This is a genomic window from [Clostridium] colinum (assembly GCF_940677205.1).
Taxonomy (GTDB): domain Bacteria; phylum Bacillota; class Clostridia; order Lachnospirales; family CAG-274; genus Tyzzerella; species Tyzzerella colina.
The window spans coordinates 398,302-415,431 of record NZ_OW712331.1 but is presented as its reverse complement, the minus strand read 5'-3'; the positions used below and the strand labels follow the sequence as shown (position 1 = coordinate 415,431).

Here is a 17,130-nt window from a genome sequence, read left to right as displayed (position 1 = left end):
ATGAAAATGATAAAACTTATTACTTGTGATATAGACGGAACACTTCTTCAAAGCTATTCAGACCCAATAGACCCAGAACTATTTACATTAATAGAAAAGTTTTATAAAAAAGGTGTACTTTTCTTCGCAACAAGTGGTCGTCAACTTTATAATCTCCAAAAAATATTTGAACCTGTTAAAGATAAAATAGGATATATAGCTGAAAATGGTGCAATAGTAGTACATAATGATGAAATCCTATATAAATCTCCAATAGATATAGAACTTGCTAAAAGTTTATCTAAAAAAATTTTAGATAAAGAAGGTACAGAATTATTTATATGTGGAGAAAAAACAACATATATTATGCCAAAATCTAAAGATTTTCATAAACTAATAGGTAATGAAGAAGAAAACCATATGACTATCATAGAATGTTTTGATGATATAAATCAAGATATTTTAAAAGTATCTTTACACTATAATGAAGGTTTAAATGATGAAATAATACAATATTTTGTTAAAGACTTTGGTAATAAATTTCAACATACTGTGTCAGGACACACTTGGTATGATTTTATGAACATTGATATACATAAAGGAAATGCTATAAAATTATTACAAAAATATATAAACGTATCTAGCGAAGAAACAATGGCTTTTGGAGATAACTTTAATGACATAGAAATGCTTACAGATGCAAAATATAGCTATGCTATGGAAGATGCTCACGAAGACGTTAAAAAGGTTGCAAAATATACTTGTAAAAACGTAGTAGAAACTTTAAAAAAAGTTTATAATGATTTTTTTGATGAGGTGTAAAATATGACTAATGATATGACAGTAGGTAGCCCTACTAAACTTGTTATAAAATTTATTATACCACTTCTTATAGGCAACATTTTTCAACAGCTATATAGTATGGTAGATACTATTATTGTAGGCAAATACGTTGGTACACAAGCTTTAGCAGGTGTAGGCTCTACAGGCGGTATAAATTTTTTTATTTTTGGATTTGCTATGGGTATGACAAGTGGATTTGCCGTGCCAATAGCACAAGGCTTTGGTGCTAATGATTATAAAAGAGTAAGACATTTTGTTGCTATGAGTGCATATCTTACTACAATTGTTGCTATAATAATAACAATTATATCTACAATAGGCTTAGGACCTTTATTAACTATTACAAAAACACCACAAGATATATATAATTATGCTTATAACTATATGATAATAATATTAGCTGGCTTATTTACAAATATGGCCTACAATATGACTGCTAGCATATTAAGAGCATTAGGTGATAGTAAAACTCCTTTATATTTTCTTATAATAGCATCATTTCTAAATATCGCCCTAGATTTATTGTTTATATTATCATTTAATATGGGTGTTGTAGGTGCAGCTTTAGCAACTGTTATATCTCAAGGTGTATCTGCCTTATTATGTGCTATATATATGTATAAAAAATTTGAAATATTAAAAATGCAAAAAGAAGACCTTTATTACAAACAAAAATCTGCTAATAGACTTTTAAGTATTGGCTTTCCTATGGCTTTTCAATATTCAGTAATAGCTACTGGTAGTATATTATTACAAAGTGCTGTAAATTCTTTGGGTACAATAGCTGTTGCAAGCTATACTGTATGTTGTAGGATAGAACAACTTGCTATACAACCTTTTTCTACACTAGGTATTGCAAGCACTACGTATACAGGACAAAACTTAGGTGCTGGTAAATTCGACAGAATAAAAGAAGGTATGAAAAAAATGACTATAATAGGTATATTGTTAGCTTTAATATGCAGTGCCATAATATACGTATTTAATATGCCTCTTATCAACTTATTTATATCAGAAGAGACTAATAAAGATTTAGTTGTTCAATATGTTAGACAATATTTAGCTTGGGCTTGTGCATTTTTTATTCCTCTTATGCTTTTAATATTATATAGAAGTTCTATACAAGGAATGGGAGATGTAGTTTTCCCTATGATAGCTAGCATTATAGAATTAGTAGGAAGAGTTGTTGTTGCTGTTGGTTTTGTAGGTATATTAGGATATTTGGCAATATCTCTTGCTTGTCCTGCTGCTTGGGCAGGAGGTGCACTAATAGTTGTACCTGCATATTTTATAAAAATAAAAAAATTAGAAAAAAATATTATAAATAAGGAATAGGCTATGTATAAAAATATAATTAAATCAAAAAAGGATTTTTTTAAAACAAATATAACAAAAAATATAAACTTTAGGATACAAATGCTTAAAAATTTAAAAAAGAGTATAATAAAATATGAAAATGACATAATTATGGCACTTAAAAAAGATTTAAATAGGTCTGAATTTGATTCATATACGGCAGAAATATTACCTATTTTACACGAAATAGACTACTTTTTAAAAAATACTAAAAAACTATCAAAAAAAATTGTTAAAAAAACTCCTAAAATGTGCTTAGGATATAAAAGTTATGAAATAAAAGACCCATATGGCATTTGTCTTATTATATCCCCTTGGAATTATCCTTTTTTACTAGCCTTATCTCCTCTTGTTGGTGCTATATCTGCGGGAAATTGTGCTATAATAAAACCTTCAGAATATTCCCAAAATAGCTCAAATATATTAAAAAAAATTATAGAAGATACTTTTGATGATAATTATTGTCAAGTTGTTTTAGGTGAAGCAGATGTAGTAGAAAATATAATAGAAAATAATATAGATTTTATATTTTTTACTGGTAGCACTAACATAGGTAAAATTATAATGAAAAATGCTGCAAAAACTTTAACTCCTGTAGCTTTAGAGCTAGGTGGTAAAAGCCCTTGTATTATAGATAAAAATATAGACCTTGATAAAACTGCAAAACGTATAGTTTGGGGCAAAACATTAAATGCTGGTCAAACTTGTATAGCTCCAGACTACTTGTTAGTTCATAATGATATAAAAGATAAATTAATAGAGAAAATTATTTTTTATACAAAAAAATTCTTAGGTAATGAACCATTAAAAAATGCTCAATATTCTAAAATAATAAATGAAAAAAATTTTAATAGAATACTAAATTTAATAAAAGATACAAATATTATATATGGTGGTAAATATGATGAAAAAACATTAAAAATAGAACCTACTTATGTTGATAATGTTTCTATCAAACAAAATATTATGAAAGAAGAAATATTTGGTCCTATATTACCTATAATATCATATAATAACTTAAAGGAAGTATATAATATAGTAGAATACAATAAAAATCCATTGGCTATGTATATTTTTTCTAAAAATAAAAAGTTTGTAAATATATTAATTGAAAATATACCTTGTGGTAATATTTGTATAAATGATACTATATTACAAGTATCTAATCATAATATACCTTTTGGTGGTAGAGGTAATAGTGGTATTGGCGTATATCACGGCAAATATAGCTTTGAATTATTTTCTCATAAAAAAGGTGTCTTAAAAGCTACTAACCTGTATGATTTAAACATAAGATATAATAATAATTTAAGTTTATTAAAAAAACTATTAAAATAAAAAGATATCTTTATTAACCTCTAACTACCCTATTATACTCATTAATAAAATTAGCTAATATTTGTTATAAACTTAAAAAAGTTGATAGTAAATTGCTATCAACTTTTTTAATACACCCTCAGTTGGAATCGAACCAACAACTAGCCCTTAGGAGGGGCTTGTTATATCCATTTAACTATGAAGGCAAACATATTTAATTAATTATAAATTATATATGTTTAAATGTCAAATAATTTTTTTATATTTTTAATATCTACATCTAATACAGCTTGTTTATTTTCTTTTGTTATCTGTTCAATTATCTCTTTTCTATATATCGGTATATGTTTTGGTGCATTTATGCCTATTTTTACTTGTTCTTTTCCTATATCTATAATCACTATTTCTATTTCATCATTTATAATTATAGAATCACCTTTTTTTCTACTAAGGGCTAACACATCATTCACCACCCTTTTTTACTTCTTTGTGCACATAGTATTTTATAGGATATTCTTCATTATTACATATAACTTGTTTTGCATTATTATTATCTAAATTTATTACAATAGGTGCTTTTAAATTTATTGTCATTTCTTTTACATTTTTAGGTGGTATAGTAGCTATACAATATATAGCTAAATTTTCATCTTTTATATCTCCTAAAGTATCTAAAAGCTCTATATCTACATTAGGATTATAGTCTGGCAATACCTTAAATACATTAAATAATGTAAATACTATATCTATATCTTCTATAGATTGTAACCAAGAAAATGGGCTATTCTCATCTTCATCTGTCATAAATAAAAATTTAGTTATATTTTCAAACCCTGGCAATCCATCTTTAAATGTTATTACTTTATTATCATCTACATCTATATCCCCAAAAAATTTTGTCTTTATTGTCATAAATGCACCTCCAAAACTATTTTATATAAGGATTTAAAAATAATCTTTCATCTCTATTGCTTAATTTCATAAATATTTCTTCTTCTGTTGGTAAATTATCTAAATATTCTTTTGCTACTTCGTCATTAAAATTTATATTTCTAGTATATCTAATTTCTTTATCTTTATCTTGTTTAACTGGCAAATAACTATATATTTCTTTATTGTATATTCTATCAACTAACGAATCTTGAGCTACTTTTACAGCTTTCATTCCTAATAAAAATGGATTTATTTTTTCTGCTTTTGGTAAAGCATGATATAGCATATCACCTGAATCAAGACCTGTACTTAAAAGATGTATAGTTGCACCTATAAGTTCTGGATTTTTATCATATGCAGCCCAAAAGTTACATGAACTCCCCCTATAATAAGGGCTTATTCCCATATGGATATTAATTGCTTTTTTTTCTACTAAGAAATCTACCAATGGTTCTTTTATAAAACTACTTCCAAAAACTACATATATATCAGAGTTTAATGCACTTTTTAAATTTTCAATATTAATATTATTTAAATCTCCAGATTTTATAGATAATGTTCTAACATTTTCTCTTGTAAAAAATATATTTCCAAAAACTTCATTTTCAGCTTTTATAACATTATAAAAATACTCTTTCATTATTTCAGAATTATTAAAAAAATCTTTTTTTATCCCTGGAAATACTGTATTACATTCTTATATAGCAAATACTTCATCACTTATTTTAGCTAATTCATCTATTAATCTTAAATGTCTTGGTTGATTACTTGTAAATATAGTTATTTTCATAATTATTATTTTTCCTTAAATTATTAAAAATATTTGCATGATCTTCTCTTAAAAATTCATATTTTGTATTATTATTTAAAATCATATTACTTGTAAAACCTATTTTTATATTAAGGTTTTTTAGTACTTCTAATGTATCATTATTATATCTTCCACAAGGATGAGACATACAAATTATATTGTCATTTATAATATCTTCTAAAATATTTTTATTAGTCAAATATTCTTTATATTGTCCCTCTTTAGAAAGCTTTGTAATATCTGTTGGATGTGTATGGCTATGTAATCCTATAACGTTACCTTGTTTATGCAAATCTTTTATTTGCTCTTTGCTTATCCATAACTTTTTAGCACTTTCTTCAATATTAAAGTTATATTTTTTCATAATTTTATTCATAAAATAATCATAACTTTCATAAATTATATTATCTCTTAAATATCTAAATAATTTATCATTATATGTATAAAATTTATAATCTTTTAAATATTCTTTTTCATTAAAATTATATATAATATTTTTTACTTGATATCCTATATTTTTATGATTAATTAATAACTCAAAGAATTCATTATAAAAATCATCTATATCATTGTATGTTATAGTTCTAAAATATCTATAAACTTCTAATTTACTAAATTGTTTTGTATATATATCTGTATATATAAAATAAAACGCTGTTAAAGTATTATTCCCCCCCCCGACAATTCTTGTAGAACTAAATTTGCTATATCATATTGGCATTTTAATCCATCATCAAATGTAAGACATACATCTTTTTTCTCTAATTTATTTTTTAAAGCTTTTTCTAACCACTCTTTACTATCTATAATTTTATATTTACTATTATAATAATCTAATATATTTAATAAATCTTTTCTATTAATTGCACCTTGACCATATATATGTTCATTGTTATCATAGAAATGATGAAACATTATCGCATGTCCTGTATCTATCATATTTATCCTCTATTTCTATATAATACTTATACTTTATAATATTTACAATATCTATTATATATTTTTATCTTAAATAATCTGCTAAAGTTGTTTGAGTTATTTTCATACCAATGTTAAGAGAAGCCATATATGCTGCATTAGCTGTATTGTAGTTCATCATAACCTCTGCTATATCCGCATCTTCATTTTGGCTCATAACAGATTTATAGTTTACTTTATCATCTTCAAGCCTTACTTGAACAAGCTCTACCCTTTTAGAGCGAACACCTATATCTGTATCTTGAATAGATAGCTTAGCTTGAAAGTCTTCTATACTTTGTATAGTTTCTGCCATTTGTCCTCTAAGGTCATTAGCTTTTTCCCAATTTAGCTTTTCTTCTTCTGTTTTTAATCCATCTATTTCTTTTATAATTTCTTCAAATGATTTATTAAACTTTGGATTTATTAAACCTCTTAATGTATCATAATCTTTTTTGTCATAAACATCTGTTGCAAGAGTATTAATGTCAACTGTAATACCAGCACCAACTTGAACTTCTATTTTTTGTCCTGCTATAGATGGTGTTGTATTATCTCCGTATACTTCCGGATTTAATATATTAACTCCATTTGCATCTTGTATGATAGGTTTTTTATCTGTTCTAAATCCAGAAAATAAATTTCTTCCCATATAGTCACTATTAAGCTCTTGCTCTAATTGACCAACTAAAGACATATATTCAGTTAATAATTTTTTTCTATCTTCTAATGTATATGTATCATTAGCTCCTTGAGTCATTAAACCTTTCATATCTTCTAATATTCTATTCATATTAACAAATACTGTTTCTGTAGCATCTATCCAAGATGTAGCATCTGAAGTATTTTTAGCATATTGCTCTGTTTCTGCAAGCATTGTTCTAAATTTTAAAGAACGGCTAGCTATGATTGGGTCATCTGAAGGTACTTGTATTTTCTTCCCAGTTGAACCTTGAGTATTATATTTGTCTAACAAAGATAAATTTCTATTAACATTTGTAAGAAGCCTATTAGACATCATAGAATTTGTTACTCTCATTTTTTAACCTCCCTAAACACCAAGTCCATTTATTGTAGTATTATATACTTCATTTATAACATTCATAAGCTTTGATGCTGCTTGATATAAATGTTGATATTTAACCATATTAGTTATTTCTTCATTTATACTAACAGCTGAAACTTGCATTCTTTGGTTGTCTATAGTTTTTGTAACATCTGTATAAAAAGATGTAAAACTATTAGCTTGTTTTGTATCTATACCTAAAGTAGCAGAAATAGCATTAACAAACTGGTATGCTCCACCTTCTGCAAATAAAGATGTATCATCTTTAAGTTTTAAAAATCCAAGCACAACTTTATTATTACTTTCTTGTGTTGAATCATTAGTATCTGATATTGCAAGTTTTGAAGGATCTGCTTTTATTTCATCTGATATTGCAAAATTAAATACATTTATATCTGAATAATCTGCAATATTAGTTACTGTTTTTCCTGTAGTAGGATCAACCATACTAAATAAAAGTCCACCTTTATTTCCTTTCATATCAAATCCATCTTGATGACCTATTACACCTTCTAAATCTCCATCATCTGATAATCTTTTACCAGTGTTCATAGCATAAGCCATAGTTCTTACAAATTCATTTAATTTGTCTATATAATATGGTATACCTTTATAGCTACCACCACCGCCTATGCCACTATCTCCATCACGTACGTCTAATATACCTTTTAATTCACCAGTAAGAGTTTTTAAGTTTAACTCATCACCATTTTCCCATTTAATATCATAAAGACCTGGAGGGTCATTAGGATGCAATGCATTTTCTCTTCTTATACATTCTAATTTTCTACTTGTTTTATGGTCTACAAATTCTTGACCATTTAATAAAACAACATATTTTTTATCAAGCTCTCTACCAGTACCATCTGAATATTCTTTTACTTCTACATTAACGTATTTAGATAATTCATCTATTAAAAGTGCTCTTTGGTCTCTAAGCTCATTAGCTGTGTTTCCATCTAATTCATATGTATATATTTGGTCATTAAGACTTGCTATTTGTGTGCCAATAGAATTTATACGTTCAACAAGAGCATAAGCATCATCATTTAAATCTATCTGTTGTTGTCTTAACTTTGTTGCATGATTTCTTATGTTTGTAACTAATGTATCTGCATTATTTATTACTGCCATTCTATACTCTAAGCTATCTGCAGAAAAAGCTAAGTCTGATATAGATTTAAAAAAATCATTTACATTATTTGTTATACTTGTTTTAGATAATTCACTAAGAGAAGTTTCTATAAGGCTTAACTGAGATGATTTTTGACTATATTCCCCTAATGTGCTTACTTGTGGCCAATATTTTTGGTCTAAATATACATCTCTATGTTGACCTATTCCATAAACAACTGTACCAGTTCCAACTTGTCCTACACCACTATATCTATCTAATGGTATACCAGCTTTTTGTTTAATATATTGTCTAGAATATCCAGGTGTTGCAACATTTGATACATTATGAGATGTAATTTCTAAGCCTGCTCTAGCTGCAAACAACCCAGTTGTAGCTATATTAAATTCAAAAAAAGATGAACCCATATATTACCTCCTATTATATTCCTACTCTACCAGTTCCATTTATAACTTTATCCATCATACCATCTATTACATTTATAATTTTTGCCGCAGAATTATATGCGTGTTGAAATTTTAACATATTAGTAAGCTCTTCATCTAAAGAAACACCAGATATTGAAGTTCTTTTATTATCTGCAAGATTAATACTTCCTGTCTTAGAATCTAACTTTTCTCTATCTTCTTGCACTTTCACAGCAAAATCTGTTATTATCTTTTTATAATATCCATCAATAGATGCACCTTCTAAACTATCTATTGGCTCTTTCCATTTTTTACTAAGTTCAAGCAAAATTCTATTATCATCTTTATCTCCAGCTTGAGAAAAACCTAATCTATTGTAACCTTCTGCTTCTAATATGTCTTGATTAATCATTATATTATCTAAAGTAAATAAAGTATCATAATTTTTAGGGTCTTCTTGTGTATTTTGTGCTACACCAGATTTTCTAACAAAAATAGGTACTCCATTGTTTCCATCTAAGCCTACACCACTTGTAGATGCACCATTTAATAATGTTACTATCTCATGTGTAAGTGTATCTATTTTCTTTTGTATATTAGGTATAGAAAAATTGCCAACTTCTGCATCATCCATAACATAATTTCCTATAACCTCACCACGAGCTACTAAAAGACCTTTTAAAGACCCTTTAGTACTAGTAGAATTTGTACCTAAATCTTCTGATGCTAAATTAGGAAAAAGTTTTGCTGATGTATCCTCTGCTGGTAATATTTCTTGACTGCTAGAAAAAACTGGTTCTACAAAAGGATAATCACCATTACAATATTTAAGCCCTATTTTTTGTTGTATATTCCCTACTAAAAGTTCATTTCCTTGTATTAATATATCTATTCTACTACTATTACCATTACCAACTGCTACTTCTTTTACTTCTATATCAATATAACCACTAAGCTCATCTAAAAGATTATTTCTTTCATCTCTTAAGTCATTAGCTCTACTGCCGTCTGCCTCTATTTCTTGTATCTTTTGATTTAAATTACCTATTTTAGACACAATATCATTTATAGCATTTACTTCTCTTTTTACTTGATTATTTAAATTCATTTGATATTCAAATAAACTTTTATTAATATCTTGCATTTTGTTTAAAAAACTAACACAACTTTGTATAAATCCAGACCTTGTTTCTATAGCTGCTGGATTTTTACTCATTTCACTTATAGAGTTCCATAAGTCTACTATTACATCTTGTGCTTTATATTCACTTTGTAACTCACCTATAATAGTATTTATTTCTTCTCCTGCTGTATATTTTCTAGAGTAATATCCAAGGGAGCTATTTTCTTCTCTATATGTTACATCATAAAATTTATTTCTAAGTTGTCTTATTTGTGATACATTTGTACCAAGTCCTACTTGTAACTTCAAACTTCCTACTGGACTTGAACCCAAGTTTCTATACGAAAAATCTTGTTGTATAGCTTGTTGTCTTGTATATCCTGTTACAGTAGAATTTGAAACGTTATGACCTGTTACCGATAAACCGGATTGAGCTGCTCTAAGCCCACTTAAAGCAATACCAATACTAGACATAGATGCCATAATTAAAATCTCCTTTACAGTTTTTTATTGTTTAGCATCAAACATTTTTTTATCTGACAAATTTATTTCGTTACCTGATAAATCATAATAAGTAGGGCTGTTGCCACCAGCGCCTCTTATTACATTTATAGAAAAATCTATATAATCCATAGACATTTTTATAAGTTCCTGATTTTGATCGTTTATTGTTTTTAGTTTTGGTAAAACATCTATTATTTTTTCTCTAATTAATGTAAGCTCTTTATGTCCTTCTTGACCATTTATAGTATCAATAATATCTTTTAAAGATAAATCGTTGCTTTTACCTAAAACCATAGACATATCGTTAAAAATTTCTATTCTTTTCTTTTCTAATTTTTGATTTTTTCCTACCAACAAATTTTCTTGTTTTATAAATTGTTGTAATGTAGATATATCATTTTCTATAATAGAAACTTTCTTTTTAGATGCTATATCTAAAAGGGATTGATAAATATTATTTTGTTCTTCAAGAGTATCTATAAGTTCTTTAATAAGGCTTGCCAAAATATCACCTCATATTTATTAATATCTTGAAAATAGCTTTTCTACAATATCTTCTGTTGATACATTATAGCTTTTTTCTTCTATTTGACTTTTAATTTTATCTATTTTATCTTGTCTAACATCAGGACTATTAGAAACAGCTTTTAATACTGTTTGAAAATCTTTAGCTTTGTCAGATACTACAAAAGTATCTTTATCTTTTTTAGTTTTTTCTACTTTCTTATCATTTTTAATTGTTTTGTTATATATATTTGTTGTATTAAATAAATTGCTTATCTTCATAAAATAAGGCCTCCTTTTATAATAAATATCTTCCCTTTAATAAATTTTATTGTCTTATATATATATCGTATATATTATTAAAAATATTAATATATAATATTAAAATATTTTCAAAATGGAAAATATTAACTTTTAAAATAGCATAAAACTATGCCCTATTTTATTTATGTATTTAACATAAGCAAAATAAGGCATAGTTTTATATATTAGCTAATATATTTATTGCATCTTTTTTTATTATAACCTCACCATACTCATATAGATAAGATTTTGATATAACATTAGAAATATGTTTTTGTCCATATTCAGATATGATAGACTCTATATCATTAACAATATTATTTACTTTTTCTAATGATAAAAAATATCTATCTTGATATTTATATAGTATATTGTTACCATCATAAATATCTACTATTCTATTAGATAAACTTATTATATCTTCTAAATTTTTAAATGAATAAATATATATTTTATCATTATCTATATTTTCTAAGCTTATTTCTTCTATTTCTTCAAATTTTTTAATTGTACTTTGTTTATATTTTCTATCTTCTAAACTTTTAGGAGATAATGATATAACTTTATCTATATCTACATCTTTATTTACTTTAGATACAATAATCATAACAGTATCCATAGTAACTGGCATTGCCTCTATCATAAGTGGAGTATTGGTTGCATCAAATCCACAATCTAACATAGCTTCAGTCATTATATCTCTAAAAAAAGCTTGTGCTTTTTCAGACCCTTGAGCTAATTCAGATAATTTAATTTCTCTTTCTTGCAAATCTTCGTTTGTAAGCAAAAATTTGATTTGATTATCATTTATTTTTTCTATTTTCATTAAATCACTTCCTTAAATTTAAAAGTTAAAATTAACTTTAAAAAAATTTTTATATATTTAATTATTATCATCAAAGTTAAATATATATATAGTATACATAATATTTAAACCATTGTAAAGAGGTATAATATCCCTTGTTTATTTAAATTAATTTGTAGATATTTCAAATGGCTTATAAGTAGATATTTCCATATTTTTTTCCATTTCTATTTTAATATCTTTTGTTGTACTTTCTATTATAGTGTTAGTATTATTTTGAATACTTGTAGCCTCTGTTGTGCTTTCTATAACTGTAGTAGATGTTGCTATATTAATTGTATTATTATCAACTTTTAATACATTATATAAAAAAAGCGAAATAATAGATACTACAACTAAACCTGTTCCTAAGCCAATAAAAAATATATATTTTTCTTTCATAGGTTACCCTTTCCAAATTTAATTATTAATTCTACTTCACCTTTACCCATATTTAATGTTTTTGCTATATCCGATATTGTCATATTTTGATCGTATAATTCTTTTATTTTATCTGCCATAGGATGAGATTTAATATATTTTTTATTTTTATAAGTACCTTGATTTGCAATATTTTCATCAATTTTTATATCTATCTTATTAGACATAGATTTTTTCTTTTCTATAATTTCATATAAAAATAATAATTGTCTTTGTTTTTCATCAAATCTTTTAAATATTTCTTCAGACATTAAATTCAAATCATCTATTGCTAAATCTGCTTGGTCAATAGTTTCTTTAATTTGCTTTATATGATTATCTATATCTGATATTGGTGTAGAATTACTATATTTATTAATTTTTAAAATAGATGATATTATTACAGTAAATCCTAATATCATTATAATTATAAAAATCCAATTAAATATATCCATAAATTTTTACCTCTATATACTTATATCTAAAAAACTTAAATTATCCTTTTTATTATCTTTTTCTTTTGTTAAACTTTGAGATTTCTTATTATTATTTTTATTATATAAATTACCTTTTCCTTTTTTATCTTTATTTATGTTTTCTTCTTCAGTCTTGCTAGATTCTATAGTTTTTTGTCCTTCCATATCTGTATTTTTTTTAAAATGTTCAGAAAATATAAAATTTTGTTCCAGATTTCTATGATTATAATCTTCTGATTTATTTATTTGCGTAGATTTATTTATAAACATTTGTACATCAATTGGCTTTATATCCATTATAAACACCTCCTTATTTAAAAACTTTTATTTTACCATCTACATTTCTTAATATACAGCTATCTAAATCTTCCTTTATAAAAATAATAGCATTATTAATAACTATTTTTGTACCACTATAAAGCTTATTTATTACTTTTATTTGAGAATTAGTTTTATTAAATAAAGGTATTAAACTTTTTATAATTTCTTTATATTTAAAAATTTTCTTTTTTATTTCTAATTTTTCTTTAATAGATTTTTCAAGTATCATTCTTTTATGCTCACATAAATCTTCTATATTAGTTTCAGATAATTTTTCAACTATTTTTTCTAATACATTGTATCTTTCAGTTATATCATCTAAAATTTTTATAAATTCTTCATATTTTTCTAATACTTTATAGCTTATGCCAACTGTAATATCTGTATTTTTAGACATTATAGAGCCTATGTCTTTTGCTATTAAATTTCCAGATATAATAGATTTTCCACCTAATATTAATCCTCTTTTGCCTAAAACAGTTAAGTTTCCATTACAAAACACATTACAATGCATTAAAGAATTAACATTTATGTCTTTTTCACAAATAATAGTCGCATTTTCTATAAAGCTTACATTTATATTTTCATCTGAAATTAGCTTAGCTTTTCCTGCTCCTTGAACACCTTGTGCTATAAATATATCACCTTTAGCCTCAATTGTTGCACCTTCAACCCAGCCATATATATCTACATCACCTTCTGCTTTTATAGTAAAGCCATTTAATACATTCCCTCTTACAATAACATTACCTAAAAAGTCTATATTCCCTGTACTATTATTAATATCTGATTTTATTTCTAGTATAGGTAATATATCTATTACATTATTTCTATAAAATACACAACCATTTATAGTAGATATAAGTTTTTTTCCATCTTTTGATATTTCAGTATTTTTACCTTTTGGTAAACTTGGTGATTTTATCGGTTCATCACTAAATACAATCTCTCCATAAATATTTTTACCACTATCACCTTTTATAGGGTCTACTTGTTCAACTAGTACATCGCCTTTTCTTACATTTTCAAATAAATCTAATGTTTTATAGTCAATTGTACCATCATCTAATATTTTAGGTCTTAAATTTTTTTCTTCTATATTAACATAATATTTTAAAAATCCATTTTGACTTTGCTTAGGGTACATACCTCTAGCAATTAAATATGTTCTTTTATAATCTCTTGTTTTTATAAAATCTTCTATATTTGATAAATTAAGTCCAAATTTAATATTATAACTAAAAATTTGTTCTAATATTTCCTTTTTATCTAAAAGCTTTCCATTTTTATGTGGTGGAAAAAAAGTAACTTCTGCTGTTATTTTATCTTCAGATATACATACTTTCATAGTTTCATTAATATCTATAGCTGTTATATCCTCTGTTAAAAAAATATATTCTTCTTTATTATTAATATTATTTTCTAATTCTAAATAATTAATATCTTTTATTTCATATTTATTAATAATATATAATATATCCTGTTTGGGATTTTTTTTATTATAGTCTACTAAAAAATATATACCATCTTCATAAAATACTACCCTATCTAAAATATCTCTCATAAAATTCTATCCCTATATAAATATAAGTTTATAAATATAATAAATTATATCTATTTCCTAATTTATTTTTTAATATTCTCATACAATTAGAATGTATTTGAGAAACCCTTGATTCAGAAACTCCTAATACCTTACTAATTTCTTTTAAAGTTAGTTCCTCATAATAATATAAAGTAATAACTTGCCTTTGTTTTTCAGTAAGACTATTAATAGCCTCTATTAATATTTTTTTATCTTCTTTTTGTTGTAATACTTTTTCTGGTAAATATTTTTCATTTTCAATTAAAGTATCTACTGGTTTTTCATGATTTTGCTCTAAATATCCATCTAAAGATACTAGATTATATAGCGAATAATTTTTTAGATAATCTTTAACTTGTTCTATTGAAATATCTAAAATTTTAGCCAACTCTTCTTCTGTAGGTACTCTACCATATTCTATTTCAAATTTATCTATTGCCTCTTCTATAGTCTTATTTTTTTGTCTTAAAGAACGTGGTATCCAATCTATTTTTCTAATATTATCTATTATTTCTCCTCTTATTCTAAGAGAGGCATAAGTTTCAAACTTATAACCTTTTTTATAGTCAAATTTGTCTATTGCATCAATAAGACCAAATATTCCATACCCTATTAAATCTTCATATTCTATTTGAGAATTAGTGTAAATATTCATTCTACCTGCAACAATTTTAACTAAATTAGCATATTTATTTATTATGCATTCTTTTAATTCTTGGCTTTTGGTTTTTTCATATTCTTCCCATAGTTTAGTATCTTCCAAAATTACTCACCACTCTTTAATAAATATTATTTATTCATTACTTATATTATTAATTTCATCATCTTCTTGTTCACTTTCTACATAATCATACTCAAGTTCTTCTTCTATTTCTAAATGTTCTACATTTTCTGTATCTTGATTAATTTTATTATTTTCAAGTTTTTCTATTTGATTTTTTAAGAAAATTTCAATAAATCCACCTAAAAAATAAAATACAACTATTGTTATAATAATAGCATAACAAGTTTTTAAAAAGTCATCATTATATAGATAAGCAAAAATTGTAACAACTAAAGTTGCTATTAATGTTATTTTTATTCTAAGCTTTTCTAACATAAAACTCACCTTTTTATATAATATATGTTCCGTGTTCTATAGTTTTAATAGTAAATTTACCATCTTCAGCACTTAATTCAACGGTTCTACCAAAAGTTTTTCCAACATCTTTTGCCAATATTTTTATACCAAGTCTTCTTAACATACGCTCTGCCGCTTCAATATTTCTATCACCTATTCTCATATTAGGATGTGTAGAACCAAAGGCAAACATTTGGGCTCCTCCAGCTAGCTTTGCAACAATTCTACTTTGTTGAGCACCATATGATATCATATCTTTAGTTAATTTTATAGTAGCTAAGTCTACAAACTTTGCTATATTACTATTATTTTTTATTTCTTTACTATCTGGCAACATAGAATGAGCTAAACCAGCCACCTTTGCAACTGGGTCATATAATGCAATTCCTACACAAGATCCTAATCCTAAAGTTATTAAAACTCCTTTATCTTTTGCTATATTCATATCTGCCATACCAACTATTAAAGAACCAGAACTTATCATACTAAACCTTCCCCTATCCAAGAGTAAATCTCAATTAATCATTTTTGTATTTTTAAAATAATTTTTTAATAAATCTCCATTTTCTACATTATCAAATTTTATTCTATATTGATTTTTATAATTAGCTTTTGGATAATACTGAGTTTGTACTATTTCTCCACTAGCTAAAAAATCTTCTTCATTTAAGTTTATTTTTATATTTACATTTTTCTCTATATCTACATTAGCTAAAAATCTAATGCCTCCTAAACTAATATCTTTAATTATAACATTTATTTGTTCTTCTTTATATTTATCTATTAAATATATTTTATATGGTAAATTACAAAAAAATCTTTCATATTTTCTTTTTTGATTTTCTTGTTTAAATGTTTGTAAAATATTTATTATATAATATTCTCTTCTCCCATTAATTATATAATCTTTAATAGTAACTATTGCATTTATAATTTGAATATTAGTTAATATAACCATATTATACTTAATCTTTTCATTTAATAAAATTTTATTTTTATACGTATAAGGTGCTTGTATTAAAATACTACCATCATCTAATACATCTTCTATAAAAGATATTAGTTTAGTATTATTATAAGATATTATTATTTTATTTCCTATTTCCACAACTTCACCTCATATATA

At 25.0% G+C, this 17,130-nt stretch carries 22 protein-coding genes and 1 tRNA gene; 3 read left to right on the top strand and 20 right to left on the bottom strand.

The window, feature by feature from the left end:
- The first annotated feature begins 6 nt into the window (after nt 1–6).
- The 3 genes from NBW53_RS02040 to NBW53_RS02030 are packed head-to-tail and all read left to right on the top strand — an operon-like array spanning nt 7 to nt 3,516.
- The gene (locus NBW53_RS02040; protein ID WP_250278460.1) at nt 7–801 is read left to right on the top strand and encodes an HAD family hydrolase; all 795 of its coding nucleotides are present in this window, start codon (nt 7–9) and stop codon (nt 799–801) included.
- A 3-nt stretch (nt 802–804) separates the two neighbouring features.
- Complete coding sequence (locus NBW53_RS02035) at nt 805–2,157, top strand: MATE family efflux transporter (RefSeq protein ID WP_250278459.1); 1,353 nt, start codon at nt 805–807, stop codon at nt 2,155–2,157.
- A 3-nt stretch (nt 2,158–2,160) separates the two neighbouring features.
- Nucleotides 2,161–3,516 carry an aldehyde dehydrogenase family protein gene (locus tag NBW53_RS02030; protein ID WP_250278458.1) on the top strand — a complete coding sequence of 452 codons (1,356 nt, stop codon included), beginning with the start codon at nt 2,161–2,163 and terminating at the stop codon, nt 3,514–3,516.
- 113 nt (nt 3,517–3,629) lie between these two features.
- Here NBW53_RS02030 and NBW53_RS02025 read toward each other — a convergent pair.
- The 20 genes from NBW53_RS02025 to NBW53_RS01930 all read right to left on the bottom strand — a co-directional run bounded on the left by NBW53_RS02025 (nt 3,630) and on the right by NBW53_RS01930 (nt 17,112).
- A tRNA-Arg gene (locus NBW53_RS02025) sits at nt 3,630–3,701 on the bottom strand.
- A 33-nt stretch (nt 3,702–3,734) separates the two neighbouring features.
- A complete protein-coding gene (csrA, locus tag NBW53_RS02020) occupies nt 3,735–3,956 on the bottom strand; it encodes a carbon storage regulator CsrA (protein ID WP_250278457.1) in 222 nt (73 codons plus the stop codon).
- 1 nt (nt 3,957) lies between these two features.
- Entirely contained in the window at nt 3,958–4,407 is a 450-nt protein-coding gene (gene fliW, locus NBW53_RS02015) for a flagellar assembly protein FliW (protein WP_250278456.1), read from the bottom strand.
- A 16-nt stretch (nt 4,408–4,423) separates the two neighbouring features.
- Nucleotides 4,424–5,068, bottom strand: a complete 645-nt coding sequence (locus NBW53_RS02010) for a formyltransferase family protein (RefSeq protein WP_250278455.1) — start codon at nt 5,066–5,068, stop codon at nt 4,424–4,426.
- A gap of 124 nt (nt 5,069–5,192) precedes the next feature.
- Entirely contained in the window at nt 5,193–5,615 is a 423-nt protein-coding gene (locus NBW53_RS02005) for a polysaccharide deacetylase family protein (RefSeq protein ID WP_250278454.1), read from the bottom strand.
- A gap of 281 nt (nt 5,616–5,896) precedes the next feature.
- The gene (locus NBW53_RS02000) at nt 5,897–6,178 is read right to left on the bottom strand and encodes a hypothetical protein (protein WP_250278453.1); all 282 of its coding nucleotides are present in this window, start codon (nt 6,176–6,178) and stop codon (nt 5,897–5,899) included.
- A gap of 64 nt (nt 6,179–6,242) precedes the next feature.
- Nucleotides 6,243–7,235, bottom strand: a complete 993-nt coding sequence (gene flgL, locus NBW53_RS01995) for a flagellar hook-associated protein FlgL (protein ID WP_250278452.1) — start codon at nt 7,233–7,235, stop codon at nt 6,243–6,245.
- 12 nt (nt 7,236–7,247) lie between these two features.
- The gene (gene flgK, locus NBW53_RS01990; RefSeq protein WP_250278451.1) at nt 7,248–8,804 is read right to left on the bottom strand and encodes a flagellar hook-associated protein FlgK; all 1,557 of its coding nucleotides are present in this window, start codon (nt 8,802–8,804) and stop codon (nt 7,248–7,250) included.
- A gap of 13 nt (nt 8,805–8,817) precedes the next feature.
- On the bottom strand, nt 8,818–10,410 hold the full coding sequence (gene flgK, locus NBW53_RS01985; RefSeq protein ID WP_250278450.1) for a flagellar hook-associated protein FlgK: 1,593 nt from the start codon (nt 10,408–10,410) through the stop codon (nt 8,818–8,820).
- 24 nt (nt 10,411–10,434) lie between these two features.
- Nucleotides 10,435–10,935, bottom strand: coding sequence for a flagellar protein FlgN (locus NBW53_RS01980; protein ID WP_250278449.1), 501 nt, complete (start codon nt 10,933–10,935; stop codon nt 10,435–10,437).
- A gap of 18 nt (nt 10,936–10,953) precedes the next feature.
- On the bottom strand, nt 10,954–11,217 hold the full coding sequence (locus NBW53_RS01975) for a flagellar biosynthesis anti-sigma factor FlgM (RefSeq protein ID WP_250278448.1): 264 nt from the start codon (nt 11,215–11,217) through the stop codon (nt 10,954–10,956).
- A 199-nt stretch (nt 11,218–11,416) separates the two neighbouring features.
- The gene (locus tag NBW53_RS01970; RefSeq protein ID WP_250278447.1) at nt 11,417–12,064 is read right to left on the bottom strand and encodes an adaptor protein MecA; all 648 of its coding nucleotides are present in this window, start codon (nt 12,062–12,064) and stop codon (nt 11,417–11,419) included.
- A gap of 147 nt (nt 12,065–12,211) precedes the next feature.
- On the bottom strand, nt 12,212–12,484 hold the full coding sequence (locus NBW53_RS01965) for a hypothetical protein (protein ID WP_250278446.1): 273 nt from the start codon (nt 12,482–12,484) through the stop codon (nt 12,212–12,214).
- Nucleotides 12,481–12,957, bottom strand: a complete 477-nt coding sequence (locus tag NBW53_RS01960; RefSeq protein ID WP_250278445.1) for a DUF6115 domain-containing protein — start codon at nt 12,955–12,957, stop codon at nt 12,481–12,483. Before NBW53_RS01960 ends, NBW53_RS01965 begins: the two co-directional genes overlap by 4 nt.
- 12 nt (nt 12,958–12,969) lie before the next feature.
- Nucleotides 12,970–13,275, bottom strand: coding sequence for a hypothetical protein (locus NBW53_RS01955; RefSeq protein WP_250278444.1), 306 nt, complete (start codon nt 13,273–13,275; stop codon nt 12,970–12,972).
- 13 nt (nt 13,276–13,288) lie between these two features.
- The gene (locus tag NBW53_RS01950) at nt 13,289–14,863 is read right to left on the bottom strand and encodes a DUF342 domain-containing protein (RefSeq protein ID WP_250278443.1); all 1,575 of its coding nucleotides are present in this window, start codon (nt 14,861–14,863) and stop codon (nt 13,289–13,291) included.
- A 28-nt stretch (nt 14,864–14,891) separates the two neighbouring features.
- A complete protein-coding gene (locus tag NBW53_RS01945; protein ID WP_250278442.1) occupies nt 14,892–15,647 on the bottom strand; it encodes a FliA/WhiG family RNA polymerase sigma factor in 756 nt (251 codons plus the stop codon).
- 30 nt (nt 15,648–15,677) lie between these two features.
- Nucleotides 15,678–15,983, bottom strand: coding sequence for a hypothetical protein (locus tag NBW53_RS01940; protein ID WP_250278441.1), 306 nt, complete (start codon nt 15,981–15,983; stop codon nt 15,678–15,680).
- A gap of 13 nt (nt 15,984–15,996) precedes the next feature.
- Nucleotides 15,997–16,488, bottom strand: a complete 492-nt coding sequence (locus NBW53_RS01935; protein ID WP_250278440.1) for a chemotaxis protein CheD — start codon at nt 16,486–16,488, stop codon at nt 15,997–15,999.
- A gap of 30 nt (nt 16,489–16,518) precedes the next feature.
- Nucleotides 16,519–17,112 carry a PilZ domain-containing protein gene (locus NBW53_RS01930; protein WP_250278439.1) on the bottom strand — a complete coding sequence of 198 codons (594 nt, stop codon included), beginning with the start codon at nt 17,110–17,112 and terminating at the stop codon, nt 16,519–16,521.
- Nucleotides 17,113–17,130: the final 18 nt, after the last annotated feature.